Below are 25,808 nucleotides of genomic sequence, written 5' to 3'. Positions count from 1 at the left end.
GGGGGTGGGCGTGCGGAGCGCAATGGCCGAGGCCGTGGACGAGACGGCCGAGCGACGCCGCGAACAGCGCGGCTGGTACTGGTACGACTGGGCCAACAGCGTCTATTCGACCACCGTGCTGACGGTGTTCCTCGGGCCGTATCTGACGTCGGTGGCAAAGGCCGCCGCGGACGCGGACGGCTTTGTGCACCCGCTGGGCATACCGGTACGCGCGGGTTCCTTCTACGCGTACACGGTGTCGGCGTCGCTGCTGCTGTCCGTACTGGCGATGCCGCTCGCCGGGGCGCTGGCCGACCGGACCGGCCGAAAGAAGCCGCTGCTGGGCTGCTGCGCCTATACGGGCGCGGCGGCGACGACCGGAATGTTCTTCCTCGACGGCGAGCGCTATCTGCTGGGCGGGGCGCTGCTGGTCATCGCGAATGTGGCGTTCGTGGTGGCGATGATGCTCTACAACTCCTACCTGCCGCAGATCGCCGCTCCCGAGGAGCGCGACGCGGTCTCGTCACGGGGCTGGGCCTTCGGCTACGCGGCCGGGGCGCTGGTCCTGGTCGCCAATCTGGTCCTCTACGGCGCCCACGACTCCTTCGGCATCTCCGAGGGCACCGCGGTGCGCATCTGCCTGGCGTCGGCGGGGCTGTGGTGGGGCGCGTTCTCGCTGATCCCGCTGCGACGGCTGCGTGACCGGCGCACGGCGGCCGCCGGAGCCGCCACCGGAGCGTCCGGCAAGGACCGCGGCGCCTCGCCCGGCCAGGGATGGCGGCAGCTGCGGAAGACCCTGCGCGGGATGCGCCGCCGCCCCCTCACCCTGTCTTTCCTCCTCGCCTATCTCCTCTACAACGACGGGATACAGACGGTGATCACCCAGGCGTCCGTGTACGGCGCCGAGGAGCTGCGGCTGGACCAGACGACGCTGATCATCGCGGTCCTTCTGGTGCAGGTGCTGGCCGCGGCGGGGGCCCTGCTGATGGGCCGCCTGGCCAGGCGGTACGGCGCACAGCGGACGATCCTGGCATCACTGGTGGCCTGGGCGCTGACCCTCGCGGCCGGCTACACCCTGCCCGCGAGGGCGCCGCTGTGCTTCTTCGCGCTCGCCGCCGGCATCGGTCTGGTCCTGGGCGGCAGCCAGGCGCTGTCGCGCTCGCTGTTCTCGCATCTGGTGCCACGCGGCGAGGAGGCGGAGTACTTCTCCGCGTACGAGATCAGTGACCGGGGTGTGAGCTGGCTGGGGCCGCTGGTGTTCGGGGTGGCCTATCAGCTCACCGGGAGCTACCGGGACGCGATCGTGTCCCTGGTGGGGTTCTTCGTGATCGGTTTCGTCCTGCTGGCGCGGGTCCCGGTGGGCCGGGCGATCGCGGCGGCCGGAAATCCGGTACCTGACCGGATTTAGCCTCCAGGCGTGCGGGGCGGTAGTGTACGCCTTTGGCTCACCAGGCGGACCGTTACTGCGCGCTCAAGCATGGAAGGCGCTGGGTGACATCTGCTGCCAGATGTGACAAACCGGGCGCCGGTGGGTACAACAAGGGGCGGCACGAAGGTAGGCAGCGGCGCACAGCGCCTCCGTCAAGGGCGGTGGTGGGCGACGGGTGGGCTCATATCCCGGATTCGGGAATCTTCACCGCCGACCGGACGTTGACCGGATGACGACGACAGCGACACCTGTCCTGTGGGCGACAAGCCCGGGAGGCACGATTCATGAGTGAGCGAGCTCTCCGCGGCACGCGACTCGTGGTGACCAGCTACGAGACCGACCGCGGCATCGACCTGGCCCCGCGCCAGGCGGTGGAGTACGCATGCCAGAACGGACATCGATTCGAGATGCCGTTCTCGGTTGAGGCCGAGATTCCGCCGGAGTGGGAGTGCAAGGTATGTGGTGCACCCTCTCTTCTGGTGGATGGCGACGGCCCCGAGGAGAAGAAGGGTAAGCCCGCGCGTACGCACTGGGACATGCTCATGGAGCGGCGCACCCGCGAGGAGCTCGAGGAGGTGCTGGCCGAACGGCTGGCCGTCCTGCGCTCCGGCACCATGAACATTGCCGTGCATCCGCGCGACAGCAACCGCAAGTCCGCCTGACCGCGGGCCTGCGGCAAGCAGCACGCAAGGGCCGGGGTCACCGCATCGCGCGGTGGCCCCGGCCCTTGTCGTTCTCCGCGGCCGCTCGGCCCGGCCGTCGGCGCGCTCAGCCGGTGAGCGGCGGGTCCTGACGGCGCGCGGCCGGGGGCTCGTCGTCGCGGATGACCTCGCCCTGGACGACCTTGCCGTCCGGCCGGTGCATCCGGGCCTGCTGGAAGGCGTCGCCGAACGAGCCCGGGGCGTAGCCCGCGCGCCGGGACAGCAGCTTCTCCCCGCGGCGCTGGAGCAGTTTTCCGGTCGGCGGGAAGAGGCAGAGCAGCCCCAGTGCGTCGGACACCAGCCCCGGCAGCATCAGCAGCAGCCCGCCCACCATCGGGAGCGTATTGCCGCCGCCCGAAGTGCCGTTGCCGGATCCGCCGTTGCCGGACGGGGAGTTGCCGGGTGCCGACGGGTCGCCGACGGTCTGCAGGCTCTCGGTGAGATTCCGCCAGGCGCGGCGCCCGGCCCGCTTGGCCACATATCCGCCGACGATCACTCCGGCCACCAGCAGAAGCAGCACGGTCAGCCCGTTGGTGGCGCCGGCCACGACGGTGAGCAGCCAGATCTCCAGCACCATCCAGGCGGCGATGCCCAAGGGGACGAACCTACGGGCGCGCGAGCGCTGGGGCGGGCGGGGACTCGGCGATGGCGTGGCTCCGAACGTCATGCCTCAAGTGTGCCTGGCCCGTCCGGCAGCCCTTCCCGAGGGGCGCCGGATTGATCAACTCCGGGCGGCCGGGCGGCCGGGACGATGTCAGCGCCCGCGGATCTTGTCGACCCGTGAGCCGACGCCCCAGGCCGTGACGCGCCACAGCGCCTCCACGACGATGTCCCGGCTCATCTTGCTGTCGCCGTACTCGCGCTCGACGAAGGTGATCGGGACCTCGACGACGTGAAAGCCGGCCTGCACGGCGCGGCGGGCGAGATCGACCTGGAAGCAGTAGCCCTGGGAGGCGACATCGTCCAGGCCCAGCCCCTTGAGTGCCTCCGTGCGAAAGGCCCGGAAGCCGCCCGTGATGTCGCGCAGCGGCAGATCCAGCGCCAGCCGGGAGTAGGTGCTGCCGCCGCGGGAGATGAGCCGGCGGTACTTGGGCCAGTTGACGGTACGGCCGCCGGGCACCCAGCGGGAGCCGAGAACGAGGTCGGCGCCCTTGAGCGCGGTGAGCAGCCGGGGCAGTTCCTCGGGCTGGTGCGAGCCGTCGGCGTCCATCTCGACCAGCACGCCGTAGCCGTTGTCGATGCCCCAGCGGAAGCCTGCGAGATAGGCGGCGCCGAGGCCTTCCTTGCCCTTGCGGTGCAGGACGTGGACGTGCTCGTCGGCGGCGGCCAGCTCGTCAGCCAGTTTGCCGGTGCCATCCGGGCTGTTGTCGTCAGCGATCAGGACATGCGCCTCCGGGACGGCGGACCGCACCCGCGAGACGACCGGCTTGATGTTCTCCGCCTCGTTGTACGTCGGAATGATCACCAACGTGGTGCCGAGCGGACCGTACTGCCGCTGACCGTCTGTCACTGCTGCCCCTTCTCGTCCTTCGTACGCCCACGCCTGCCGATGGCTGCCGCGGCGGCGCAGGACAGGAGGCCCACGATAGCGAGCGCCCACTCCGGAGCGGCACCGACGCGGTCGGCGAGCGTCGTTTCGTCCCGCAGCGGAATCCGCGCGGAGACCACGCCCTGGGTGAACTCGGGGATGCGGTGGGTGATCGTGCCGTCCGGGGCGACCACCGCGCTGATTCCGCTGGTGGCGGCGGTGACCACGGCGCGGCCGTGCTCGACGGCACGCAGCTTGGACATCGCCAGCTGCTGCTCGGGCTGGCCGGTGCGGCCGTAGGTGGCGTTGTTCGTCTGGATCACGAGCGCGCGGGCACCGGCGTTGACGGTGTCGTGGACGATCTCGTCGTAGGCGACCTCGAAGCAGATGACGTCGCCGAGCCGGGCGGGGCCGACCTTGAGCAGGCCGGTGTGGTCACCGGGGTAGAAGTTGCGGGTCACCCGCTGGAAGCGCGTAATGATCTTGCTGAGCTGCTCCTTGAACGGCACGTACTCGCCGAACGGCACCGGGTGCTGCTTGGTGTAGGAGGCGCCCGGCCCCTTCTTCGGGTCCCAGACGATGCCCTCGTTGAAGACGTAGCCCTGCTTGGTGGGGTGGTCGACCAGTGCGCCCACGAGGACGGGCACCCCGATGGCCTTCACGGCCTCGTCGATCCGGTCGTACGCCTGCGGGTACTGGTACGGGTCGAGGTCGGAGGAGTTCTCCGGCCAGATCACCAGGTCCGGCTTCTCGGCCCGGCCGGCCTTCACGTCGGCGGCGAGCTTCTCGGTGGCGGTGGCGTGGTTGTCGGTGATCATCATGGGGCGGCCGAGGAAGTCCATGCCGGGTGACTGGACGTTGCCCTGGATGACAGCGATGTCGACGGTGTCGTCGGCCTTCGTGGGGACGGGCACCAGCACACCGGCCAGGGTGACCGCGGCGGCCAGCCCGAACGCCTCCAGGGCGGGGACGGCCCGCCGCAGCGTCCCGTTCGCGCGCAGTCCCCAGAGGGTGACGGCGCAGGCGGCGAGCAGTGCCGCGGCCAGCGCGACGGCGAAGGTCACCAGCGGGGCGCCGCCGAGCGCGGCGAGCGGGGTGAACGGCGAACCGGTGTTGGCGAACGCCAGCCGTCCCCACGGGAAGCCGCCCAGCGGCAGCCGGTCGCGGGCCCACTCCTCGGCGCCCCACAGACAGGCGGCCCACAGCGGCCGGACCGGCAGCCGGGAGGTGACGGCGAGCCCCGCGCCGAGCAGTGCCAGGAAGAACGCCTCGATGAGGGAAAGGCCCACCACCGCGTCCCAGCCGATGACATGGAGCCACTTCAGCAGGATCAGGAAGAACGACAGCCCGAAGACGAAGCCCGTCCAGGCACCCTGGCGGGCGGTCCGGCCGAGGGTCAGCAGCGACAGCGCGGCGACGGACACCAAAGACAGCGGCCACAGGTCGTACGGCGGGAAGGCGAGGCCGAGCGCCAGGCCGGCGGCGGCCGCGAGACCGCTGCGCGGCGCCTCCTTGCGGGCCAGCGCGGCCAGTCGCCGGGCGCGTCCGGGGCGTGCGGGCGCGGCGGTGGAGCCCGTCCCTGCTGGGGGCACCGGGCCGTCGGGCGTGGTGCCGCTGACGGCTTCTTCGGTGGTGTCGGAGCCCGATGGCACGGTCGCGAGCCTTCCTGCAGGTCGTGGGATGGTGAGCTGACCGTACATCGGGAAGGCGGGGTTGCGGATGCGGGGTGCACAAAAGGTGAAATGCAGCGCGGGGAGGGGATGGCGCGGCACCGCGTGGTGCGGATAGGGGCCCGGCGCCCTTCGGGCCGACCTGGGACCCGCTGGCTGCGGATCGACCGAAAGCCGTTGTCTACTGAGCGTCCGGGCCCCACCCGGGTCGCACCCGCCGACCGGCCGAAACCTTCCGTCGCCCCGTGCCGCGGGTCCTGGACCTGGCTCCCAGTGGCGGTGCGCTCCAGTGGCGCACCGCCCCATGGCCCAGCTGCGTTCGACGACTGCACGGAGATCTGCCGGTCGGGCGTCCTGTGGTGGACTCGGCCGAACCTACCGGCCGCCGACCGCCTGCTGTCAACAGGTGCTCCGCCTGCGTCGTTTCGCGTCGCCCCAGGTCAGCCGCGAGCGCACGCAGGTGTGCCAAGGAGCAGCAAGCACGGTCCGTGGTGGCACGTGCCTGCGTGATGTCACTCGTTCGGCGGCCCGAAGACCGTCCGCCCGCCGACGACCGTGCGCAGGCACACCGGGAGGTCGGTGCCGGGGGTGAGATCGGGCAGGCCGGGGGTGCCGGAGCGGGGGTCGGTGGACCAGCGCTCCACCCGCTCGTCGGGCGCCTGGACGAGCAGTTCGCCGGTGCGCCAGACCGCGTAGTCGGCGGGGGCGCCGGGCACCAGGACGCCCGCGTCGTCCCGGCCGACGGCGCGCCAGCCGCCGCGAGTGTGGGCGGTGAACGCGGCGCGTGCGGAGATGCCGTGGGCGCGGGTGCGGTGGAAGACGGCGGCCCGTACGGTGCCCCAGGGGTCGAGGGGGGTGACCGGGCTGTCGGATCCGAGCGCGAGCGGGACACCGGCCTTGAGCAGCGCGGCGTACGGGTTGAGGGTGCGGGCCCGGTCGACGCCGAGCCGGGCGGCGTACATGCCCTCCGCGCCGCCCCACGCCGCGTCGAAGGCGGGCTGGACGGAGGCGGTCAGGGCCAGGTCGGCGAAGCCCGCGATGGTCCGCTCGGTGAGCATTTCGGCGTGCTCGACGCGGTGCCGGGCGGCCCGGACCCGGTCCAGGCCGACGCGCTCGGCGGCGGCCCGTACGCCGTCGACGACACCGGTCAGGGCCGCGTCACCGATGGCGTGGAAGCCCGCCTGGAGTCCGGCCTCGGTGCAGGCGGCGACATGGGCGGCGACGGCTTCGGCGTCGAGATGCGCGGTGCCGGTGTGGCCGGGGGAGTCGGCGTACGGGGCATGCAGATGGGCGGTGTGCGAGCCGAGCGAGCCGTCGGCGAAGAGATCGCCCGCGGCGCCGACGGCCCCGAGTTCACGGATCCGTTCCGCGTCCTTTGCGGACGCGACGAACTCGGCCCAGTAGCCGACGACCCGCGGGCCGTTCCCCTCCCGGGCCAGGGCGAGCAGCGCGGTGAAGTCGTCCGCACCGGAGATCTCCGGTCCCGCGCACTCGTGGATGCTGCCGATGCCGAGCGAGGCGGCGCGGGCGAGCGCGGCGGCCTGGGCCTCGGTGCGCTGGGCGGGGGTGAGCGTGGCGTAGGCGGCCTGGCGCACCGCGTGGTGGGCGTCCCCGGTCAGCGGGGCGTCGGCCCGGAATCCGGCCAGCTCGCGCACCCCGGGGACCAGGTCGAGCAGCGCCGTCGTCACGACCGCGGAGTGCACATCGACCCGGGTGAGGTAGAGCGGCCGGCCGCCGGTGGCCTCGTCCAGTTCCGCGCGGGATGGCGGGCGGCCCTCCGGCCAGCCGCTGGCGTCCCAGCCGTGGCCGAGCAGAATCCGGTCCGCCCGCCGCGCCGCCGCGTATCCGCGGACGCGGGCCAGCGCATCGGACAGGGTGCCGGCGCCGGACAGATCGAGCCCGGTGAGCGCGAGCCCGGTCGCGGTGGTGTGCACATGTGCGTCCGTGAACGCCGGGGTGACGAGCGCACCGTCGAGCTGGACGACCTCGTCCACGCCCTCGGCGAAGGAGTCCGCCGCGCCCTCCTCCCCCACCCAGGCGATGCGGTCGCCCTCGACGACCATGGCGGTCGCGAAGGGGTCCGCGGGGCTGTGCACCTCACCGCCGCGCAGCAGGACCGTACGGGGGCGGGCCGGGCCGGTGGGGTGCTCTCGGGCCGGATCGGGGATGCGCTCGCTCATACCGGACAGTTTGGCCCCTGCGTGCGGACGGTCCGCGCGCGGGGGGACGATCACCGGTCAGATACGGGGCGGACGGGCCTCGTACGGCGTGGAGAGCACGACTGTCGTGCGGGTCGAGACACCGGCGAGGGTGCGTATGCGGGTGAGCAGGTGCTCCAGCTCCAAGGGGGTGGCGACCCGCACCTTGAGGATGTAGTTCTCGTCGCCCGCGACGCTGTGGCAGGCCTCCAGCTCGGGGACCTCGGCCAAGCGGTCGGCGATGTCGTCCGGCGCACTGGGGTCGAAGGGTTTGACCGAGATGAAGGCGGTGAGCGGCAGGCCCACCGCTTCGGGGTCCACGATCGCCGCGTAGCCCCGGATGACACCGCGCTGCTCCAGGCGGCGCACGCGCTGGTGCACCGCCGAGGTGGACAGGCCGGTGGCCTTGCCCAGGTCGGTGTAGCTCATCCGCCCGTCCTTGACGAGCAGATCCACGATTTGTCGGTCCAACTCCTCCACGTACTCAACCTACTGCGCGCGGGCGCGTGTGCGCACCGCGCGCCCGCTCGTGGACCCCCTTGCGCCGGGTCGTGTGACCAATACCACACGGGTGATCCGGTGTCGGTGAGGTGCCGGAGATTATGCGTGCGGCATGAAGGGAATTGCTGCTGGTGGCCGGGACCGCCCGTCACAGGAAGTCAGCGGTAAGACCGGCCCACCCGAGGGGGATACACATCATGCGACGCCTTGAGCAGGACTCCGCTGCCGTGAACACCGGCGCCCAGGAGGGCGACAGTTCCGGCGACGACGGCGAGTACGACTCTTTCGACACCTACGAGATCTACCGGGTGACCTGCCCGGACTGCCTGCAGCCGATCGCACTGCTGGCGGACGAGGACACGCTCCCGGAGCACGCCCTGTGCGCCTCGCCGTGGAACCCGTTCGGGCTGACGGTGTGCCAGGGCTCCGGCCGGCCGGCGTCCGAGGCGCCGGAGGCCGAGGACACCCTGGACGCCCAGGAGCAGGACGCGGCGGTGCTGCTGACGCTCCCGGAGAGCCTGGACTGGCGCCGCCAGCCGTTCTCCCACATCGGCGGACCCGGCACCCTTCCGGTCCGGGTGCCGCGGATGCGTCCGCGCGCCTGAACACCCCGCACACCGTCCCGAGGGGCCGCACTCACCAGTAGCGGCCCTCGATCATCGCCTCCAGTGTCTCCCGGTGGAGGATCAGCGCATCGGCGTCGGCCGGCACCGGCAGCTCTCCGAAGTGGACCTGGCGGTAGGCCACTCGCAGCATGACGATGGCGTGCCGCAGGGCCGCGTAGAGGGTGTGGAAGTCCATGTCGCGGGGCCGGTGCCCGGTGAGCGCGGCATAGCGGCTCTCGACCCGGTCGCGGCGCAGCAGGCCGGGCAGTCCCCGTTTGCCGCTCGCCTCGGTGAGGTCCTGAAAGAAGCGGTGCAGATAGACCATCCAGCCCAGGTCGAGTTCGCGGGGGCCGAGGGCGGCCATCTCCCAGTCGAGGACGGCAGCCGGTTCGAACCCGTCGTAGACGATATTGCCGATACGGGCGTCTCCCCAGGTCAGAACGGGCTCGCCGGGGTCCGGCGGCCAGTGGTCGGCCAGCCGGGCGAAGCCGCGCTCGATGAGCGGGGAGCGCGGACGGCCGTCAACGACCCAGGAGTAGTAGGCGCGTTGGGCCTCGACGTGACGGTGCAGCGCGCTTCCGGTGCCCGGAGTGGCGAGAAAGCCGGCTGCGGCGGGCGGGACTTGGTCGTGCAGCCGCGCCAGGACCGAGACGCTGGCGGCCTCCAGATGGTCGCGCTGGGCCTCGGTGGCGTCGTGGAGCCAATTCCCCTCGTACGTATAGGGCATGACGTCCGGCGGGACGCGGCCGTCGGCGCGGGCCATGACGAAGAACGGCGCGCCGAGGTGCGTCGGATCCTCCTCCAGCCAGTAGGTGCGGGGCACCGGGAGGTCGGTGCGGTCGGCGACCAGGCGCATGGTGCGGTACTGCCGGGCCATGTCGTAGCGGGGGAAGACGGTGTACGCGGCGGGGTCGGCGGCGAGCCGTAGTGCACAGGAGGTGGGGGCGCTCTTCTGGTCGGGCGGAGTCGGGTGCCCGGGGGACGTCGGCTCGGGGCGGTCGATGTCGAAGAGCAGCGTTTCGCTGGACATGCCGTTGGAGTCGGGGACGGTCGCGCCGACGGCGCGCGCGCCGGGCAGCCGGGTGCCGAGCCAGGCGGTGAGCCGGCGGGTGAGTTCCTCGGGGTCGCGGGTGGTGGTACGGGGACGCCGGGAGCGGCCCTGCCGGGCATCGGGCGACGGGGCGGCCGTCATCGTCCGGCCCCCGGCGCGACGGAGTCGTACCCGGTGAAGCCGCTGGGATCGTGCCGGCCGAAGCTGCCGTGCTCGAAGATGCCGTAGCCGGTCCGGCCGTCGAGGGTGAAACGGGCGGCGTGGTCGGTGACGCCGTAGGCCGCGTGCGGGTGTGCCGCCGGGTCGGAGAGGTCGTAACTGCGGCGGTCGGTCCAGCCCCGGCCCCGCCAGGTGCCGTGCTGCCAGTCGTCGGCGGGGAGATAGCCGGCGCCGAGGGCGAGGGGCGAGGAGGTGAGGGTCTGGACGGTGAGTTCCCGGGGGGTGCGGCCGGGGCCGGTGAGGTGGATGACGGCGCTTTCGGGGTGGCGGGTGCCGGGGCGGTAGCCGATGTCGGTGTGCGGCCAGCCGAGTTGGACCTCGCGGCCGTCGGCGTGGACCACGAGGGCCTCGTTCAGGGTGCGATGGCCGTCGGCGTCCTCCTGGACGATGACCATCACGAAGCGGTCGTCGAAGCGGACCGGGCACCAGAGCCAGTGGAAGCCCTCGGGCCGCAGCTCCTCCGCGGCCCGGCCGCCGTCCTCACCGGGGATCGGGCGGACGCCCCAACTGCGGTCGCGGGTACCGGTCCACTCCCCCGCTGTGACGGCGAGCCGCCGGCCGGCGACGCGGATGCTGCCGGTGCAGGTGCCCGCCTGGACGAACCGCCGGCCCTCCAGCATCAGCCGGTCACCGCGGTACTGGGTGTGGTGCGGCTCCCACGTCGCGGGGAACGCCGCGTTCCAGGTCACGTCGTAGGACAGCCCGTCCGGGTCGTCCGGGTCCGGGTCGCAGGTCAGCCGCAGACGGGCGAGCGGTTCCTCGACCGTGATGGTGAGCGGGCCGACGGTGAGCGCGAGGCGGTCGTCGGTGAGCGCGTCGGAGGCCCGTACGGCATACAGCCGGTCGCCGAGGCGGAGGGTGGCATAGGCGTCGATGACACCGGTGTTGGGGTAGACACCGAGGCCGGCGATCAGCAGGGCGCGGCCGGAATGGTCCAGGACGTGGAAGATGCACCGGTCGTAGGCGTTGCGGTCGCCGGTGGCGACATGCCGCAGGGAGAGCGGGACCTGGTGGATCGGGTACTCGTCGAGCGCGATCGGGCGGTCGGGCACGGTCTCCTCCTGGGCGCGCGGTCGGCAGGGCGACACCACGGGAACGGCGCCCGTGGGCGGAAGTTGACGGTACGTCAGCTCCGCGCGGACAGCCAGACCGGGAAGGGAAAGGAGGCGGTTCCGTGCCCTGATGGACGGCCGGGGCGGCGGCGAGCGGGTGGGCAGCCGCCCGCCCCGGCCGGACAGAAGGCAGCACGGGGCGGGCCGGGACTCCCGCCCGCCCCGGCCGGCTCAGCGCTTTTCGGGCCCCGCGAGATGGCGGGCGATGACCATCCGCTGGATCTGGTTGGTGCCCTCGACGATCTGGAGGACCTTGGCCTCGCGCATATAACGCTCGGCCGGGAAGTCGAGGGTGTAGCCGTAGCCGCCGAGGAGCTGGACGGCGTCGGTGGTCACCCGCATCGCGGTGTCGGTGCAGAACAGCTTGGCCATCGCCGCTTCCTTGGAGAACGGCAGGCCGGCGTCGCGCAGCCGGGCGGCGGTGAGGTAGAGGGCGCGGCCCGCCTCGATCTGGGTGGCCATGTCGGCGAGCATGAAGCGCAGGCCCTGGAAGTCGGCGATCGGGCGGCCGAATTGCTGTCGTTCAGCGGTGTAGCCGAGCGCCTCGTCGAGCGCCGCCTGGGCGACGCCGATGGCGCAGGCCGCGATGCCCAGGCGCCCGGAGTCCAGGGCGGACAGAGCGATGGCGAAGCCCTGTCCCTCCTCCCCGATGCGGCGGGAGTCGGGAACGTGCACGGCGTCGAAGTGCAGCTGGGCGGTCGGGGAGCCCTTCATGCCCATCTTGCGTTCGGGCACCGCGGCGCTCAGCCCCTCGGCGTCGCCCGGCACCAGGAAGGCGGTGATGCCGTGGGCGCCGCTGCCGCCGGTGCGGGCCAGCACGGTATAGAAATCGGCCACCCCGCCGTGGGTGGTCCAGGCCTTGGTGCCCTCCAGCGTCCAGGCTCCCCCACGCTCGGCTTCGCTCGCGCGGGAGGTGCCCCCATCCTCGCGGGTGGCCCGGGTGGTCAGGGAGGCGGCGTCGGAGCCCGAGGAGGGCTCGGAGAGGCAGTACGCACCGAGGAGTCCGCCGCCGAGCATGTTGGGAAGGTGTTCGGCGCGCTGCTCCTTGCTGCCGAATCCGGCCAGTGCATGACAGGCGAGGGTGTGCACGCTGACGCCGAGGCCGACGGTGAGCCGGGCGGCGGCGAGTTCCTCCAGCACCTGGAGGTACACCTCGTACGGCTGGCCGCCCCCGCCGAATTCCTCGTCGTAGGGCAGCGACAGCAGTCCGGCTTCCGAGAGCAGGGTGAAGGTCGCGCGCGGGAAGTGGCCGGCGTCCTCCTCCTCGGCGGCCGTTGGCCGGATCTCGCGGTCGGCGAGCTCGCGTACGAGCGTCATCAGGTCACGGGCTTCGTCGGTGGGCAGCCTGCGGTCCACCGGCTGGGGGCCGTACTCGGTCATGGCGGCGCTCTCCTCCCTGTCGGGCGCTGCGGCGACACGCGCGGGGTGGGCGGCGGCGCCGGTTTCCGTGGTGCCAGGCCGATGATCGCGTTCCGGGTCTCGGAAGGCGATGACCTGCGACTGTGGCGCTAGGAGTATGCCCGATCGGCGGCTCCGCGTCACGGGTTGATCATCACGAACTGGGGGGATCCGGCCCTGCCGAGGACCGCCGGGGAAATTGGTCCGAACCATTGACTCACTGGTCTAGTCCTTCTACCTTCTCCTCCAACGTTCCACGCGTTCATGCCAATTCGGACGCAGGTCAGGCTCCCCCCAGGGGGTGCCCGCCGAGCCCCGTCATCCGCCCGGCGGGCGGGCCGTGCGGGAGGGCGCGGGCACCCCCACCCCCTCCGAGGAGACGACATGCTCAGACCGCACCGCATGCGATCACCGCGCAGGCTGATCGCCGCCGTCACGGCGCTGTGTACGGCGGCACTGGCCGGCACCCTGCTCGCCGGACCGGCCTCCGCCAGCCCCGCGAACGCCCCCACCACACCGCGCGAAGCGGCCCCGGCGGCGCCCGCCGCGGGCGGCGGCAAGGTCGTCGGATACTTCACCAACTGGGGTGTCTACGACCGCAATTACCACGTGAAGAACATCGAGACATCCGGCTCGGCGGCCAAGCTGACGCACATCAACTACGCCTTCGGCAACGTCCAGGGAGGCAAGTGCGCCCTCGGTGACTCCTACGCCGACTACGACAAGGCCTACACCGCCGGTCAGAGCGTCGACGGCAAGGCCGACACCTGGGACAACGGCGCACTGCGCGGGAACTTCAACCAGCTCAGAAAGCTCAAGAAGCTGCACCCGAACCTCAAGGTGATCTGGTCGTTCGGCGGCTGGACCTGGTCGGGCGGCTTCGGCGAGGCCGCGAAGAACCCGGCCGCCTTCGCGCAGTCCTGCTACGACCTGGTCGAGGACAAGCGCTGGGCGGATGTCTTCGACGGTATCGACATCGACTGGGAGTACCCCAACGCCTGCGGTCTGACCTGCGACACCAGCGGCCGGGACGCCTTCACCAAGGTGCTCAAGGCGCTGCGGTCGAAGTTCGGCGGGAGCGGTCTGGTGACCGCGGCGATCACCGCGGACGCCTCGGCCGGCGGCAAGATCGACGCCGCCGACTACGCGGGCGCGGCCCAGTACGTCGACTGGTACAACCCGATGACCTACGACTACTTCGGCGCCTGGGACGCCAAGGGCCCGACGGCGCCGCACTCCCCGCTGACGTCGTACAACGGCATCCCGAAGGCCGGTTTCAACAGCACCGACACCCTCGCCAAGCTCAAGGGCCTGGGCGTGCCGGCGAACAAGCTGCTGCTCGGCATCGGCTTCTACGGACGCGGCTGGTCGGGCGTCACCCAGAACGCACCGGGCGGTACGGCGACCGGCGCGGCACCGGGCAAGTACGAGGCAGGAATCGACGACTACAAGGTGCTCAAGAGCCGCTGCCCGGCCACCGGCAAGGTGGCCGGCACCGCCTACGCGAAGTGCGGCGACCAGTGGTGGAGCTATGACACCCCGGAGACCATCGGCACGAAGATGGCCTTCAAGGACGCCCAGGGCCTGGGCGGCACGTTCTTCTGGGAGCTGAGCGGCGACACCCCCAACGGTGAGCTGATCAAGGCGATCACGTAGCGGCGGCCGGTCCGGAGCCGGGCGGGCGGGGGCAGCGGCCGTCCGCCCGTTCGCCGTCCCGGCCGTCCGCCCGTTCGCCGTCCCGGTCGCCTGTGGGTCCCGCCCGGTTCCGTCGCGCGCGACTTACCGGGACGGCGCCCGACCGCTCGCCGCGCGCCCTATGATCCCGCCCGGCACGCCGCGCGGGGTTTACGGCTCCGCCCCGTACGAGCACCATCGGCCGTACGGGGGCAGGAGCCGCACTGAAGAGGTGACACGTGGTCAACCCTTGGCTGGCGATGGAGACCGGAGCCGATCCGGTGGAGCGCACCCGCACGGTGCGCAGGGCCCATGCCGCCTTCCTGGCCGACGGGACCGTCGGGCCGCCGGTCCGGCGGGTGGTCGCCGACTCCTGGCGCCGCTCCGCCGAGGCGCACGCGGCGGCGGACGGCGCCGCGCCCATCGAACTGGACGAGGCCGCGCTGAGCGCCTACCGGGACGGCCATCCGCTGGCCCGCGCCATGCCGGTCTTCCGTGAGCTGCTGGGCAGCTTCGCGCAGGACGGCGCGCATCTGCTGGCCGTCTGCGATCCGCAGGGCAGACTGCTGTGGGTGGAGGGGCACCCGGGGGTGCGGCGCAGTGCCGAGCGGATGAACTTCGTCATCGGCGCCCGCTGGGACGAGCGGCACGCCGGCACCAACGCCCCGGGCACCGCCCTCGCCGCCGAGCACGCCGTACAGATCTTCGCCGCCGAGCACTACAACCGGCAGGTGCAGCGCTGGAGCTGTGCCGCCGCCCCGCTGCACGATCCGCGGACCGGCCGGCTGCTGGGCGCGGTGGACATCACCGGCGGGGACCATGTGGCAAGTCCGCACAGCCTGGCGCTGGTGCAGGCCACCGCGCGCGCCGCCGAGGCCCATCTCGCCGCGGACATACCGGAGTTGGGCGTCTGCCTGTCGGCGCTCGGCCGGGACGAGGCGCTGCTGGTCATGGACGGGGAGCGGCTGCGGCTCGGCCGGCGGCACAGCGAGATCATGGTGCTGCTGGCCCGGCACCCCGAGGGGCTGACGGGTGATCAGCTCTCGGTGCTGCTGTACGGCGAGCGGGAGATGCGCCCGGTGACCCTGCGGGCCGAACTGTCCCGGCTGCGGCAGTTGGTCGGCACCCTGCTGCATTCCCGTCCGTACCGGCTGAGCAGGCCCGTCGAGACCGATCTCGGCGCGGTCGAGGAGGCCTTGACGGCCGGCGAGGTGCGCTCCGCGCTGCAGGCCTACCGCGGTCCGCTGCTGCCGCTGTCCGAAGCACCCGGTGTCCAGCGGCTGCGCGGTGCGCTGGCCGACCGGATGCGCTCCGCGCTGCTCGGCGCCCGGGACCCCGCCCTGCTGCGCGAGTGGTCGCGCACCTCCTGGGGCGAGGACGACCTGGAGATCTGGGAAGCGCTGGTGGACGCCCTGCCGGAGCGCTCCCCCGCCCGCAGCGCACCGCTGGCCACCGCGCACCGGCTGCGCGCGGCATACGGCCTGACCAGCGGTCCCCGCCAGGCGATGGACGCGCCGGCCGCCGTGCGCGTCGCAACGTTCCGGCAACCTCCCCGGCTCTAGCCTGCGCACAACGCCCGTCACACGGGAGTGGCGGGCTCCGCGCCGAGAGCGATTGGGAGGCCGCACCATGGCCCGTTACGCCAGCCCGGGTTCCGCCGACGCCGTGATGAGCTATCTGCCCCGCTACGACCACTGGATCGGCGGCGAGTACGTGGCGCCCGCGCTGGGCCGCTACTTCGAGAACCCGACCCCGGTCAACGGGACAACGTTCACCGAGGTCGCCCGCGGCACCGCCGAAGACGTCGAACGCGCCCTGGACGCGGCGCACGCGGCCGCCCCCGGCTGGGGCCGCACGGCCGCCGCGGAACGCGCCGCCGTCCTCAACAAGATCGCCGACCGGATGGAACAGAATCTGGAGTCCCTGGCGGTCGCGGAGAGCTGGGAGAACGGCAAGCCCGTACGCGAGTGCCTGGCCGCCGACATCCCGCTCGCCATCGACCACTTCCGCTACTTCGCGGGCGCCATCCGCGCCCAGGAGGGCTCGCTGTCGGAGATCGACGAGGACACCGTCGCGTACCACTTCCACGAGCCGCTCGGCGTGGTCGCCCAGATCATCCCCTGGAACTTTCCCGTCCTGATGGCGACGTGGAAGCTCGCCCCGGCCCTGGCCGCCGGCAACGCGGTGGTCCTGAAGCCGGCCGAGCAGACCCCCGTCTCGGTGCACTTCTGGATGAGCCTGATCGCGGACCTGCTGCCGCCCGGTGTCGTCAACATCGTCAACGGCTTCGGCGCCGAGGCCGGCAAACCGCTGGCCTCCAGCCCTCGGGTCGCCAAGGTCGCCTTCACCGGTGAGACCACCACGGGTCGCCTGATCATGCAGTACGCCTCCGAGCACCTGCGCCCGGTGACGCTGGAACTGGGCGGCAAGAGCCCCAACATCTTCTTCGACGACGTCTCCTCCGCCGCGGACGACTTCCACGACAAGGCGCTGGAAGGCTTCACCATGTTCGCCCTCAACCAGGGCGAGGTGTGCACCTGTCCCTCCCGCGCGCTCATCCAGCGCGGGCACTACCAGGACTTCCTGGAAGCCGGCGTGGCCCGCACGGAGAAGATCGTCCAGGGCCACCCTCTGGACACCGACACCATGATCGGCGCCCAGGCCTCCAACGACCAGCTGGAGAAGATCCTCTCCTACCTGGACATCGGCCAGAAGGAGGGCGCCCGCATCCTCACCGGCGGCTCCCGCGCCGAACTGGGCGGCGAGTTGGAGGGCGGCTACTACGTCCGCCCGACGATCTTCGAGGGCAACAACGACATGCGGGTCTTCCAGGAAGAGATCTTCGGCCCCGTAGTGGCGGTCGCCCCCTTCAGCGACTTCGACGACGCCATCGGCATCGCCAACGACACCCTCTACGGCCTCGGCGCCGGCGTCTGGACCCGCGACGGCTCCACCGCCTACCGCGCCGGCCGCGCCATCCAGGCCGGCCGCGTATGGACCAACTGCTACCACGCCTACCCGGCCCACGCGGCCTTCGGCGGCTACAAGCAGTCCGGAATCGGCAGGGAGACGCACAAGATGATGCTGGATCACTATCAGCAGACGAAGAACATTCTTTGTTCCTACAGCCCGAAGAAACTTGGGTTCTTCTAGAGCCAGAAGTGGGTTGCCTGGAGACATGGTTGCGCTCCAGGCAGCCGGACAACGGCAGTTTCCCTACGCAACTAAGGGTTGTCCCGCAACTGATCTTTGGCACCACGAGAGTTGCTGACCGGGATCGCATCCCAGATCCCCCTTTTTTGGGAGGCATCGGCCTCGGTTGGCCCCTGCGACCGCACGACACAGCAGCGGACAGCAGGGGCCCTCCTCCCGACAATGTGCGGATCTACCCACCCGGGGAGCAGGACCGCTGTTATCGTGCGCCGATGTCAACGATCAAACAGTTCCAAGTGACCTTCGACTGCGCGGAACCTGCGCGCCTCGCCGCTTTCTGGTGCGAGGTGCTGGGGTACGTCGTACCGACTGTCCCGGAGGGCTTTGCCACGTGGGAGGAGTACCACCGCTCGCTGCCGCCGGAGGATGAGATCTACTTCGCGTGCACTGATCCCTCCAGGGTGGGTCCACGCCTGCTTTTCCAGCGAGTTCCCGAAAGCAAGGTCGTCAAGAACCGGGTGCATCTCTGTGTGCGGGCCGGCGCCGGGCTCGTGGGTGACGAGCGCCTGGCCACACTCGAGGCCGAATGCGCACGGCTGATGGCTCTCGGCGCGAAACACGTGCTGACGCAGCGCGCCGATGGTGTCAACGAGTCGTGCATCACGATGCAGGACATCGAGGGCAACGAGTTCTGCCTCGACTGAATCTGCTCCAAGACTGCAAGGTGGGGAGCCGTCTCCCATGGACCTCTCAGGTCCCGCAGGCGGCAGGAGCTATCCCGTGAGAGCAAGGTTGTGCAGGCGGGCGATGCCGAGCATGGCGTGGTGGACGCCGTAGCCGCGCAGACGGCAGTCGCGGAGCATCTTCCACGTCTTCATGCGGGCGAAGCAGTGCTCGATGCGGGCGCGGACTTGCTTGTGCGATTTGTTGTGGGCCTGCTTCCAGTCGGCCGGCTCCTCGCCAGGGCGGCGGCGGTGCGGCATCACCAGGCCGGTGCCCAGGTAGCCGCCGTCGGCGATCGTGGTGGTGTTGCCGACGGCGGCCTTGGCGCCGGACTCGGCCCAGGCCCGGCTGTCGTGCCGGTTGCCCGGCAGCGGTCGGCCAACCGCGACGACCAGGCGGCTGTCGGCGTCGATGACGACCCGCTGGGCCATGCACTACGCCTTCTCCGTGTCGGCCGACGTCTCACGCAACGCTGACTTTGGAACTCAAGTCGAACAAGACCAGCGAAGAGCCCCAGCCGCAGGCGACGGGGAGCGGCCGCGAGCAGGGGCCCAGGCGGTGGCCGACGACTGGGTGAGGCGCGGCGCCGGTCCGCGAAGGACGCCCAAGCCCGCCATGTCCCGGCTACCGCGGCAAACTCTCGCCGCCGTGACCGAGGCGCGCGACCGATTCGCCGCCGACTTACACCACACCTGGGACCGGCCCGACGTCCGGAAGCCGAGAGACCATCGCGTCACCATCGGAATGCAGAATCGACGCCGTCCGCACCCACTCCTGCACCATGCCGGGCTCGATGCCCTCTGCAAGGTAGGTATCCACCCGGGCAGGCCAGGGCCGGCTACGGTCGTACGGCACCCGGCCACCCCACGGCTGCGCGATCCGGTCCACCGAGGTCTCCATCATCTGCCTCCCGCCGATCGCCTACAGATACCCCCGGCCCCCGTCGGCTTATGCCACCGCCCATACGGCCACCCATGCGCAGGATGCCTGCCCCAGCGTCGGTGCGCGCAGCCAGTCTGTGCCCGGTGGACATCGCCGATCTTGCAGATAACGCCCGATCGGGCGAGGAGACCGGTGAAGGCGCAGCGGCAAGAAAGTCCGCTCGGCCGGCAGTCAGCGGCCGTGACACTTGACGTCGCTGGGCTCCAGGCGGTGGCCGGAGCACCAGGGCGATAGTTCGCGCGTCCAGGCTTCCAGGCGCCCGATTCACCGACTCCACAGCTCCGGGGCGATCGCGACCTGCGGTTACCGTGTGGCGCGCCAGAGAAGGGACGCAGGCGGCCCGCGGCGTCGCAGGCCAGATGAATCTTGCTAGTCAGGCCCCTCGGGAGCGTCCGAGTCCAGGGGTTTGGAGCCCCTGTTTCGTGCCCCGGCGGCAGGCTGGTGGGCGCGGACAACAGTGGAGTCGACCGACATGAGCCAGTCGATGTCGCCGGCCTGATCCGCCTTTGCCTGGGCGGCCTGGAGCATCCGCTCAAAGGTGCCGTCCAGCGCCCAGCGCCGGAAGCGGGTGTGCTGCGTGGCCCACGGGCCGTGCCGCTCGGGGACAACCCGCCAAGCGGTCCCGGTACGGAACTTCCACACGATCCCGTTGAGTACGGTGCGGACATCCAGCCGCTTGCGACCCCGCAACGACGCAGGCAGCAGCGGCCGGACGAACTCCCACTCAGCATCCGACAGTTCATGACGACGTATCACCCGGCCCTGATCCACCCTCCGAGATCATTTGAAGAAGACACCCCTAGGACAATTTCCTGGCCCAGTCGACGAGTTGGCGGTCGTCCAAGCCGGTGCTCAGCCAGTCGTGGTCAAGGTCGACTCCTGGAAGGGACGGTACGACCGCGACGTAAAGTCTGGCGGCGCGGGCCGCGGAGATGCCGGTGGCCGAGTCCTCGAAGGCGACAGAGCGCTGTGGCACCGCGCCGAGTGCCTCGCATGCCATGAGGTAGAGGTCCGGTGCGGGCTTGGGGGACTCCACCTCGTCGGCGGCGAACGAGTGGGTGAAGTGAGCGGCGAGGCCCGCCGATTCCAGTGCCACATCGAGGAGTTCGCGGGGACTGTTGCTGGCGACAGCTATGGGCACGGCCGCCCGGCAGGCGCGTACCAGCTCCGCTGCTCCGGGGAGGGCGGCGGCGCCCCCGGCCAGCTCCTTGCGGACTCTTTCGAGGAGCTCGGCGGCAAGTTCGGCACCGGCTCCGGGCCGCCCGAAATAGTCCGCCATGGCCTCTGCCGCAGCCTCCACGGTACGGCCGATGACCAGCGCCTTCTGTTCGGGACCGAAGGGGTGGCCGTGCGCGGCGAATAGGGCCTTTTCCGCGACGGTCCAACAGACCTCGGTGTTGACCAGCAGGCCGTCGCAGTCGAAGACCACGGCCTCCGCGCTGGTGGGGAGCGAACGCATACGGGTTTCCTTTCCCTTCGGGTGAGCTGGTTGCCTGATCACGGCCTGCGATTCGCCCCGGCCGGTGTCTCACTCCCCGAGCGCGAGCCGGACCCCGAAGGCGGCGATGACCGTACCGGTGAGACGGTCGAGAACGCGGCGCGCGGCGGGCCGTTGCAGACGGTCCCGGAGCACGTGCCCGAGGGTGGTCAGTACGCCGGCCCATAGGACGGCCAGCAGGATGTGGATGCCCGTCAGGAGCACGCCCGCAGCGAGGTGCGAGGTGTCGGCAGGGAGGAACTGCGGGAGCACCGCGACATAGAAGGCGCCCATCTTCGGGTTGAGAAGGTTGGTCGTGATCCCCTGCCGCCAGCCGCCGAGCAGGGAGTCGCCGGAGCCTGATCCCGACGTGGCCTCGGCCCCGCTCCCGTGCGTCTCCGGGACCTCGTCCACCGAGCGGCGCCAGGTGGCCCACAGCATCCTGCCGCCCATCCACACCAGGTACGCGGCCCCGGCCCAGCGGAGGATCTCGTACGCGAGGTGGGACGCGGTGAGCAGCGCGGCCACGCCGAGGGAGGTGAGCGTGCCCCAGATCAGGGTGCCGCTCTGGATGCCGAGAACCACGCCCCAGGCACGCCGACGGTGACCGAGCGCGGCAGTGCGCAGGACGAGGGCGGTGTCCAGCCCGGGAGTGAGGGTCAAGAGGCCCACCATCAAAGAGAAAGTCCACAAGGCGTCGATGGCGATCATGAGCGCTCAAGATACGCCCGGAGGCATGAAACAGCTAGTTTTCTGCCCGGTATCGGGCAGGGGTTGCGTCGTTTGACTGCCTGGTGTGCGGAAGGCGGCTCCTCGGGGACGGCCTCGTCGCGCGGAGGGGGGCGCGCCCGCTAGGTGTGACCGCTCCGGCAGGCCCCAGCACCAGACTCATCGCACGTCCGTAGTGCAGGAGGACGAGGTCGTCCGTCTGCGACGCGAGCACCGGACCGGACCGCTGCGGCTGGCCGTCCGTGCCGGTGTCGCCGCTTCCACCGCCCACCGCATCCTCCAGCGCCATGGCCTGCCGCCGCCGGCCGCCACCGACCGGGCCACCGGTGAGCCCGTCCGCCGCTACGAACGTGCTCGGCCGGGCGAATTGGTCCACATCGACGTCAAGAAGCTCGGCCGTATTCCCGACGGCGGCGGCCACAAAGTCCTCGGCCGGGCCGCCAGCAGGCAATCAGACGCACCGCGTACAGGCACCGGTCGGTACCGTTCCTCCGCCGCCTTGTCGGGCCGGCTGACCGGCACGGGGCAGCGGCCCGGCCGTCTCTCACCTGAACGGCGACGAGTCCAGTTGGCTCAGCAGGTCGCCCGGCCCCTCGTAGACCTCTTGCGCACCAGCATTCAGCAACTCATGGCGGCAGTAGCCACCGCTGAGCACCCCCACGCACGGCACACCGGCCCGGGCTCCGGCCTTCATGTCCCAGACCGTGTCTCCGACGAACACCGCCCGGCCGGGGTCTGTGCCGGACTCCTCCAGCGCCTGTTTCACGAGGTCCGGGGCAGGTTTGCTGGACTCCACGTCGTCCGCGCCAGTGACTGCCGTGAGCGCGTCCTCGGCATCCAGCGCGGTACGCATGGCGCTCAGTTCCGCGCCGCCCGCCGAGCTGGCGAGCACCACCTCCCAACCGCGCCGGGCGCAGGCCCGCAACAGGTCGGCAGCGCCATCCAGCGGCACCAGCCTGGTCCAGTACTCGGCGAAGAGCGTCTTGTGCGCCGCGCTGAGCGCAGCATCGCGGTCGCGATCCCGGCTGGGCCCCAGGAGGTGGCCGATGAGGTGGTCGGCTCCCATCCCGACAGTCCGGTGGATGGCGGCCATCGGTACGTGGTGGCCGGCCTGGCGGAACGCCTCCCACCAGGTGACGGTATGCAGGTAGGTGCTGTCGACGAGCGTACCGTCCATGTCGAACAGCGCAGCTCTCCGGTCCGCAGGCATGAGTTCCGCCTCCTTCGGGGCGCCGGCGCGGGCCACCGGTCAGCCGGGGCCGGGAGTTCGCGGGCCACGTCCTCGGGCCGCTTGTCGTCACGCAGGCCGAGGAACCGCGGATGGCGCAGCATGCCGTCACGGGTCCACTCCGTGAAGCCGATCTGCGCGACGAGTTCGGGACGCACCCAGTGGGCGCCCCGCTCATGAACCGGCCCGGCGAACGGGGAGCGGGTTCGGCGGCGGGCGTCGGGGGTGCCGATGCGTCCCACCCACTCGTCGTTCACCGAAGTGCCGTACACCAAGAACACGATCCGCAGCCCGCACGTCGCTTCTGGTCACGGGTCCTTCCACCACCCTTCTCCGGAAGTCACACCTCCACTGTTGCGCGGGGCAGAGGGAGGCGCATGCTCGCCCGCCGCGCCCTTCCCGCCTGCCCAATTCAGCGGCCACACCGGTAGCAAGGCCCCTCGCCGGTGGATCGGCCAGTTGATCCTCTGCATGCCGTCAGGGGCCGCCGGAGGCAGGGGGAGGCTGCTGCCCCAGAATGCGGTCGGCGGCAGCCAGAGCGTCGTTGATCTCTGTGGTGCCCGTCGCCACGCACAAGCTGTACGACACGTCGTCGAGCTGCGTGGCGGTCTTGCGGGTTTCCTTCTCCGCGTGGGCCAACCGCGCAGCCGCATACCGGCTGAGAAGTATCCGCACGTCCTTGGGGTCGGGCATCAACATGGTCCACGCTCCTCATCAGCTCTCCTCGGGGGTTTCCCCGGCGGCGGCAGGCAGCCACCGTCGGGGCCTCCTTTCCCGGCTTCACGGAGGTCCGGTGTCAGCCTTTCAACGCGTCGCCGCTCGGCCCCCCTTGCCGATCAAGCCGGTGTCTTCGTAGCCGTCATGGCGTTCGAGACCCGGCAGCACACCCCGGAACCAGCGTGTGACTTGGCGACCACTACCGACGGTGTTCCCAGCTGACGCTGCACCCTCGCGGCGGCGTCCGTCAACGCAGCCTCGTCGGTGATATCGGCGCACCAGTGATGTGCCCGCCCGGGGAACGATGCCGCGACCCGCTCCGGTTCGGCTCCCTCCAGCCCGATCAGCGCCACAGTGGCCCCCGGCGCACCAGGGCCCGAGCCATGCAGGCCCCCAGCCCCCGGGCGGCCCCGGTCACCACCGCGAGGCGGCCCGCCAGCCGCTGACCGCTCGGGGGGCTCATGTCTGCATACGACACGGGTTCCCGGCCGGAGGCCGCATTAACACCGCTGTGCAGGCAATTGCCCCGCCTGCCCAGGGGCGGGACGGAGCACCGACACCTCCGGCCCAGCAGCCGGTCGAAGCCGCGCTGATCCAGCCGCACCTCGCCCCGGTTCGTCGCTGGAGGGACGGGTACTCGCAGGACATGGCCCCAGGGTGCCGCACGGTGCGTCGCAGCTCGGGTGGTCGGGTCTTCGGATAGCCAGCAGGCTGGTAAGGACGCGCGGGCCATCCAGATCGTCGATTTCGGCTCTCGGGGCGGAGGTGCCGTATGAGCACGTGGCCGGCCCCCCTCCCTGCCCTGCGGCCGCTGGTGGCGCTTCCCGGCGTCTATCTGCCGCAGCACGACACGCGGCTCCTGTTGCGCGCCTTGTACCGCGAACGTGTGGGGGCCGGCACCGAGCTCCTGGACCTGGGGTCGGGCAGTGGGGCCCTCGCGCTGGGAGCGGCGCGACGCGGCGCTCTGGTCACCGCCGTCGACATCTCCTGGCGGGCAGTGCTGTCCACAAGGATCAACGCCTGGATCTCCCGGCAGCCCGTCACTGTGCGTCGCAGTGATCTGACGGCAGCTGTCGGTGACCGCTCCTTCGACATACTCGTCAGCAACCCGCCCTACGTCCCCGCCCCTGGCAATCGGGCCCCCCGGGGGCCGGCACGGGCTTGGGACGCGGGAAACGATGGCCGGCTGCTCGTCGACCGCATCTGCGAGGCCGCGCCGCGTGCTCTCCGCCCACGCGGCGTGCTGCTCATGGTCCATTCCGGACTGTGTGGCATCGAGGACACGCTGGAGCGGTTGACATCCGCGGGGCTGCGAGCGGCGGTCAGTGACCGCGCGGTCATACCGTTCGGCCCGGTCCTGCGCTCACGTTTGGCCTGGCTACGGCGCCAAGGCCTGGTGGGCGAGGTCCAGCAGACAGAGGAATTGGTGATCATCCGTGCCGAGAACTCCTGAGCGGCCACGCCGCATCACCCTCGTCCGGAACGGCCCGCTCCTGGTGGAGGGCCCGGTGGAAGTGGTGGGTGAGGACGGTTCGGTAGCCGTCTCCCGACGCTTCACCGTCGCGATCTGTATGTGCCGACGCAGCCGCAGCTACCCCTGGTGCGACACCAGCCATCGCCAGCGCTCGAAGCTCACCTCCGACCCCGCCGAAAGCACCGGATGCCCTGCTGCGGACCGGGCCACCGAAGGAGACCAGCGATGAAGGCCGACCTCGGAGCCGCCCGGTCCCGGCCGCGGCTCCCGCGACCGCGCGGCTACCTGTCCGACGCAGTGATCTCGTGGCTCCGCACCGGGGAGGGCACCTTGCCGCCCCGGGAGGACATCCAGCGCGCAGACCCGTACGGGGCGGATCTCCAGCTCGCCCTCTACGTGCTGTACGAACTGCACTATCAGGGCTTCGACCACGTGGACGACGACCACGAATGGGCCCCCGGACTGCTGGTGGTGCGGCGCCACCTGGAGGAGGCATTCCTCCGGGCCCTGCGTGCCGATGTCCCGGTGACCGGCGCGCGGGAGGCGATGGCCGGGCTACTGACCGAGCCCGCCGACGACGGCAACAGCATCAGTCACTACCTGAAGCGCGCCGGCCGGCTGTGGCAGCTGCGCGAGTACGCGGCCCTCCGCTCGCTGTACCACCTCAAGGAAGCGGACCCGCACGCCTGGGTCCTGCCCCGTCTGCGGGGCCGTGCCAAGGCCGGGATGGCCGCGATCGAATTCGACGAGTTCGGTGCAGGACGCGCCGAGGACATCCACGCCCAGCTCTTCGCCGACCTCATGGCAGACCTCGCCTTGGAAACCGCGTATGGGCACTACGTCGACCTGGCGCCCGCCGAAGCCCTCACCCTCGTCAATCTCATGTCCCTGCTGGGGCTGCACCGGTCCCTGCGCGGGGCACTCATCGGCCACTTCGCCACGGTCGAGGTGACCTCGTCGCCAGGATCACGACGGCTGGCGGAGGCCATGCGCCGCACGGGGGCCGGCCCTGCTGCGGAGAGGTTCTACGACGAGCACGTCGAAGCCGACGCCGTCCATGAACAGGTTGTCCGCACAGAAGTGGTCGAGGGCCTGCTGACGGACGAACCGCATCTGGAGCCCGACGTCGCCTTCGGAATCGGGGCCACCGGGCTCCTCGAAGACCGGCTTGCCGCATATCTGCTTGCCGCCTGGCGGGAGGACCGTAGCGCGCTTCCAGCCCCGTTGCCGCACGTCAGCGCATCCACGCCCGTACGGGGCAAGATCTGAACCGCGTCCTCCTCAGTCGGACACGGGAGGA

At 71.2% G+C, this 25,808-nt stretch carries 24 protein-coding genes and 3 pseudogenes; 11 read left to right on the top strand and 16 right to left on the bottom strand.

The annotated features are described in order from the left end of the window. The first annotated feature begins 22 nt into the window (after positions 1-22). Both ACFW5B_RS13185 and ACFW5B_RS13180 read left to right on the top strand, forming a co-directional pair. The gene (locus ACFW5B_RS13185; RefSeq protein WP_386437770.1) at positions 23-1,387 is read left to right on the top strand and encodes an MFS transporter; all 1,365 of its coding nucleotides are present in this window, start codon (positions 23-25) and stop codon (positions 1,385-1,387) included. A 305-nt stretch (positions 1,388-1,692) separates the two neighbouring features. Next, on the top strand, positions 1,693-2,070 hold the full coding sequence (locus ACFW5B_RS13180) for an RNA polymerase-binding protein RbpA (protein WP_026170122.1): 378 nt from the start codon (positions 1,693-1,695) through the stop codon (positions 2,068-2,070). A 106-nt stretch (positions 2,071-2,176) separates the two neighbouring features. Here ACFW5B_RS13180 and fxsA read toward each other — a convergent pair whose 3' ends face one another. The 5 genes from fxsA to ACFW5B_RS13155 form a co-directional block, all read right to left on the bottom strand. Continuing rightward, the gene (gene fxsA / locus ACFW5B_RS13175) at positions 2,177-2,776 is read right to left on the bottom strand and encodes an FxsA family membrane protein (protein WP_386437766.1); all 600 of its coding nucleotides are present in this window, start codon (positions 2,774-2,776) and stop codon (positions 2,177-2,179) included. Positions 2,777-2,863: 87 nt separating this feature from the next. Continuing rightward, positions 2,864-3,619 carry a polyprenol monophosphomannose synthase gene (locus ACFW5B_RS13170; protein WP_386437763.1) on the bottom strand — a complete coding sequence of 252 codons (756 nt, stop codon included), beginning with the start codon at positions 3,617-3,619 and terminating at the stop codon, positions 2,864-2,866. Continuing rightward, positions 3,616-5,289 (bottom strand): apolipoprotein N-acyltransferase, encoded by a 1,674-nt coding sequence (gene lnt / locus ACFW5B_RS13165; protein WP_386437759.1) that lies wholly within the window; start codon positions 5,287-5,289, stop codon positions 3,616-3,618. Before lnt ends, ACFW5B_RS13170 begins: the two co-directional genes overlap by 4 nt. A 530-nt stretch (positions 5,290-5,819) precedes the next feature. After that, positions 5,820-7,487, bottom strand: a complete 1,668-nt coding sequence (locus ACFW5B_RS13160; RefSeq protein WP_386437757.1) for an amidohydrolase — start codon at positions 7,485-7,487, stop codon at positions 5,820-5,822. A 57-nt stretch (positions 7,488-7,544) separates the two neighbouring features. Then, the gene (locus ACFW5B_RS13155) at positions 7,545-7,985 is read right to left on the bottom strand and encodes an Lrp/AsnC family transcriptional regulator (protein ID WP_026170119.1); all 441 of its coding nucleotides are present in this window, start codon (positions 7,983-7,985) and stop codon (positions 7,545-7,547) included. 209 nt (positions 7,986-8,194) lie between these two features. Between ACFW5B_RS13155 and ACFW5B_RS13150 the strand changes: the two genes are divergently transcribed. Continuing rightward, positions 8,195-8,611 carry a hypothetical protein gene (locus ACFW5B_RS13150; protein ID WP_386437818.1) on the top strand — a complete coding sequence of 139 codons (417 nt, stop codon included), beginning with the start codon at positions 8,195-8,197 and terminating at the stop codon, positions 8,609-8,611. Positions 8,612-8,642: 31 nt separating this feature from the next. Here ACFW5B_RS13150 and ACFW5B_RS13145 read toward each other — a convergent pair whose 3' ends face one another. The 3 genes from ACFW5B_RS13145 to ACFW5B_RS13135 form a co-directional block, all read right to left on the bottom strand. Further along, the gene (locus ACFW5B_RS13145) at positions 8,643-9,803 is read right to left on the bottom strand and encodes a phosphotransferase family protein (RefSeq protein ID WP_386437752.1); all 1,161 of its coding nucleotides are present in this window, start codon (positions 9,801-9,803) and stop codon (positions 8,643-8,645) included. Further along, positions 9,800-10,933, bottom strand: coding sequence for a hypothetical protein (locus ACFW5B_RS13140; RefSeq protein ID WP_386437749.1), 1,134 nt, complete (start codon positions 10,931-10,933; stop codon positions 9,800-9,802). Before ACFW5B_RS13140 ends, ACFW5B_RS13145 begins: the two co-directional genes overlap by 4 nt. Positions 10,934-11,164: 231 nt before the next feature. Further along, a complete protein-coding gene (locus ACFW5B_RS13135) occupies positions 11,165-12,373 on the bottom strand; it encodes an acyl-CoA dehydrogenase family protein (protein WP_386437747.1) in 1,209 nt (402 codons plus the stop codon). A 402-nt stretch (positions 12,374-12,775) separates the two neighbouring features. Between ACFW5B_RS13135 and ACFW5B_RS13130 the strand changes: the two genes are divergently transcribed. The 4 genes from ACFW5B_RS13130 to ACFW5B_RS13115 all read left to right on the top strand — a co-directional run bounded on the left by ACFW5B_RS13130 (position 12,776) and on the right by ACFW5B_RS13115 (position 17,922). After that, positions 12,776-14,047, top strand: coding sequence for a glycoside hydrolase family 18 protein (locus ACFW5B_RS13130; protein WP_386437744.1), 1,272 nt, complete (start codon positions 12,776-12,778; stop codon positions 14,045-14,047). 257 nt (positions 14,048-14,304) lie between these two features. Continuing rightward, positions 14,305-15,627 carry a GAF domain-containing protein gene (locus tag ACFW5B_RS13125; protein WP_386437742.1) on the top strand — a complete coding sequence of 441 codons (1,323 nt, stop codon included), beginning with the start codon at positions 14,305-14,307 and terminating at the stop codon, positions 15,625-15,627. Between the two features lie 67 nt (positions 15,628-15,694). Beyond that, on the top strand, positions 15,695-17,218 hold the full coding sequence (adh, locus tag ACFW5B_RS13120) for an aldehyde dehydrogenase (protein WP_386437739.1): 1,524 nt from the start codon (positions 15,695-15,697) through the stop codon (positions 17,216-17,218). A 272-nt stretch (positions 17,219-17,490) separates the two neighbouring features. Beyond that, the gene (locus tag ACFW5B_RS13115) at positions 17,491-17,922 is read left to right on the top strand and encodes a VOC family protein (protein WP_386437736.1); all 432 of its coding nucleotides are present in this window, start codon (positions 17,491-17,493) and stop codon (positions 17,920-17,922) included. A 69-nt stretch (positions 17,923-17,991) separates the two neighbouring features. On the opposite strand, the pseudogene ACFW5B_RS13110 reads toward ACFW5B_RS13115, so the two are convergent. The 5 genes and pseudogenes from ACFW5B_RS13110 to ACFW5B_RS13090 all read right to left on the bottom strand — a co-directional run. Continuing rightward, positions 17,992-18,363, bottom strand: a pseudogene (locus tag ACFW5B_RS13110) (transposase family protein); the annotation flags it as partial. Positions 18,364-18,622: 259 nt separating this feature from the next. Beyond that, positions 18,623-18,844, bottom strand: a complete 222-nt coding sequence (locus ACFW5B_RS13105) for a hypothetical protein (RefSeq protein WP_386437733.1) — start codon at positions 18,842-18,844, stop codon at positions 18,623-18,625. Between the two features lie 408 nt (positions 18,845-19,252). Continuing rightward, positions 19,253-19,639, bottom strand: a complete 387-nt coding sequence (locus tag ACFW5B_RS13100; RefSeq protein ID WP_386437730.1) for an IS5 family transposase — start codon at positions 19,637-19,639, stop codon at positions 19,253-19,255. Between the two features lie 43 nt (positions 19,640-19,682). Then, a complete protein-coding gene (locus ACFW5B_RS13095) occupies positions 19,683-20,342 on the bottom strand; it encodes an HAD family hydrolase (protein WP_386437727.1) in 660 nt (219 codons plus the stop codon). A 69-nt stretch (positions 20,343-20,411) separates the two neighbouring features. After that, complete coding sequence (locus ACFW5B_RS13090) at positions 20,412-21,071, bottom strand: LysE family translocator (protein WP_386437724.1); 660 nt, start codon at positions 21,069-21,071, stop codon at positions 20,412-20,414. A 145-nt stretch (positions 21,072-21,216) separates the two neighbouring features. Between ACFW5B_RS13090 and ACFW5B_RS13085 the strand changes: the two are divergent. Continuing rightward, positions 21,217-21,535: pseudogene (locus ACFW5B_RS13085) on the top strand (IS481 family transposase); the annotation flags it as partial. Positions 21,536-21,633: 98 nt separating this feature from the next. On the opposite strand, the gene ACFW5B_RS13080 reads toward ACFW5B_RS13085, so the two are convergent. From ACFW5B_RS13080 to ACFW5B_RS13070, 3 genes and pseudogenes are all read right to left on the bottom strand, one after another. After that, positions 21,634-22,299, bottom strand: a complete 666-nt coding sequence (locus ACFW5B_RS13080; protein WP_386437721.1) for an HAD family hydrolase — start codon at positions 22,297-22,299, stop codon at positions 21,634-21,636. A gap of 50 nt (positions 22,300-22,349) precedes the next feature. After that, positions 22,350-22,523 (bottom strand): annotated as a pseudogene (locus ACFW5B_RS13075) (ATP-dependent DNA ligase); the annotation flags it as partial. A 271-nt stretch (positions 22,524-22,794) separates the two neighbouring features. Continuing rightward, entirely contained in the window at positions 22,795-23,016 is a 222-nt protein-coding gene (locus ACFW5B_RS13070; protein WP_386437719.1) for a DUF5133 domain-containing protein, read from the bottom strand. Between the two features lie 790 nt (positions 23,017-23,806). Between ACFW5B_RS13070 and ACFW5B_RS13065 the strand changes: the two genes are divergently transcribed. The 3 genes from ACFW5B_RS13065 to ACFW5B_RS13055 are packed head-to-tail and all read left to right on the top strand — an operon-like array spanning position 23,807 to position 25,777. Beyond that, entirely contained in the window at positions 23,807-24,487 is a 681-nt protein-coding gene (locus ACFW5B_RS13065; protein ID WP_386437716.1) for a HemK2/MTQ2 family protein methyltransferase, read from the top strand. Beyond that, complete coding sequence (locus ACFW5B_RS13060) at positions 24,471-24,737, top strand: CDGSH iron-sulfur domain-containing protein (protein ID WP_386437713.1); 267 nt, start codon at positions 24,471-24,473, stop codon at positions 24,735-24,737. Before ACFW5B_RS13065 ends, ACFW5B_RS13060 begins: the two co-directional genes overlap by 17 nt. Continuing rightward, a complete protein-coding gene (locus tag ACFW5B_RS13055) occupies positions 24,734-25,777 on the top strand; it encodes an iron-containing redox enzyme family protein (RefSeq protein WP_386437711.1) in 1,044 nt (347 codons plus the stop codon). The genes ACFW5B_RS13060 and ACFW5B_RS13055 overlap by 4 nt, the downstream gene beginning before the upstream one ends. Positions 25,778-25,808 lie beyond the last annotated feature (31 nt).

This window comes from Streptomyces sp. NPDC058773, assembly GCF_042746015.1.
GTDB lineage: Bacteria > Actinomycetota > Actinomycetes > Streptomycetales > Streptomycetaceae > Streptomyces.
The sequence above is the reverse complement of the archived record's forward strand: the minus strand, read 5'-3'. Positions and strand labels throughout refer to the sequence as shown.

Bases quoted from the DNA above. Each gene is read 5' to 3' on its own strand.
- adh (WP_386437739.1), top strand. From the start codon at position 15,695: ATGGCCCGTTACGCCAGCCCGGGTTCCGCCGACGCCGTGATGAGCTAT.
- ACFW5B_RS13065 (WP_386437716.1), top strand. From the start codon at position 23,807: ATGAGCACGTGGCCGGCCCCCCTCCCTGCCCTGCGGCCGCTGGTGGCG.
- ACFW5B_RS13185 (WP_386437770.1), top strand. From the start codon at position 23: ATGGCCGAGGCCGTGGACGAGACGGCCGAGCGACGCCGCGAACAGCGC.
- ACFW5B_RS13180 (WP_026170122.1), top strand. From the start codon at position 1,693: ATGAGTGAGCGAGCTCTCCGCGGCACGCGACTCGTGGTGACCAGCTAC.
- ACFW5B_RS13095 (WP_386437727.1), bottom strand. From the start codon at position 20,342: ATGCGTTCGCTCCCCACCAGCGCGGAGGCCGTGGTCTTCGACTGCGAC.
- ACFW5B_RS13130 (WP_386437744.1), top strand. From the start codon at position 12,776: ATGCTCAGACCGCACCGCATGCGATCACCGCGCAGGCTGATCGCCGCC.
- ACFW5B_RS13135 (WP_386437747.1), bottom strand. From the start codon at position 12,373: ATGACCGAGTACGGCCCCCAGCCGGTGGACCGCAGGCTGCCCACCGAC.
- ACFW5B_RS13160 (WP_386437757.1), bottom strand. From the start codon at position 7,487: ATGAGCGAGCGCATCCCCGATCCGGCCCGAGAGCACCCCACCGGCCCG.
- ACFW5B_RS13145 (WP_386437752.1), bottom strand. From the start codon at position 9,803: ATGACGGCCGCCCCGTCGCCCGATGCCCGGCAGGGCCGCTCCCGGCGT.
- ACFW5B_RS13080 (WP_386437721.1), bottom strand. From the start codon at position 22,299: ATGCCTGCGGACCGGAGAGCTGCGCTGTTCGACATGGACGGTACGCTC.
- ACFW5B_RS13115 (WP_386437736.1), top strand. From the start codon at position 17,491: ATGTCAACGATCAAACAGTTCCAAGTGACCTTCGACTGCGCGGAACCT.
- fxsA (WP_386437766.1), bottom strand. From the start codon at position 2,776: ATGACGTTCGGAGCCACGCCATCGCCGAGTCCCCGCCCGCCCCAGCGC.
- ACFW5B_RS13105 (WP_386437733.1), bottom strand. From the start codon at position 18,844: ATGATGGAGACCTCGGTGGACCGGATCGCGCAGCCGTGGGGTGGCCGG.
- ACFW5B_RS13055 (WP_386437711.1), top strand. From the start codon at position 24,734: ATGAAGGCCGACCTCGGAGCCGCCCGGTCCCGGCCGCGGCTCCCGCGA.
- ACFW5B_RS13090 (WP_386437724.1), bottom strand. From the start codon at position 21,071: ATGATCGCCATCGACGCCTTGTGGACTTTCTCTTTGATGGTGGGCCTC.
- ACFW5B_RS13070 (WP_386437719.1), bottom strand. From the start codon at position 23,016: ATGTTGATGCCCGACCCCAAGGACGTGCGGATACTTCTCAGCCGGTAT.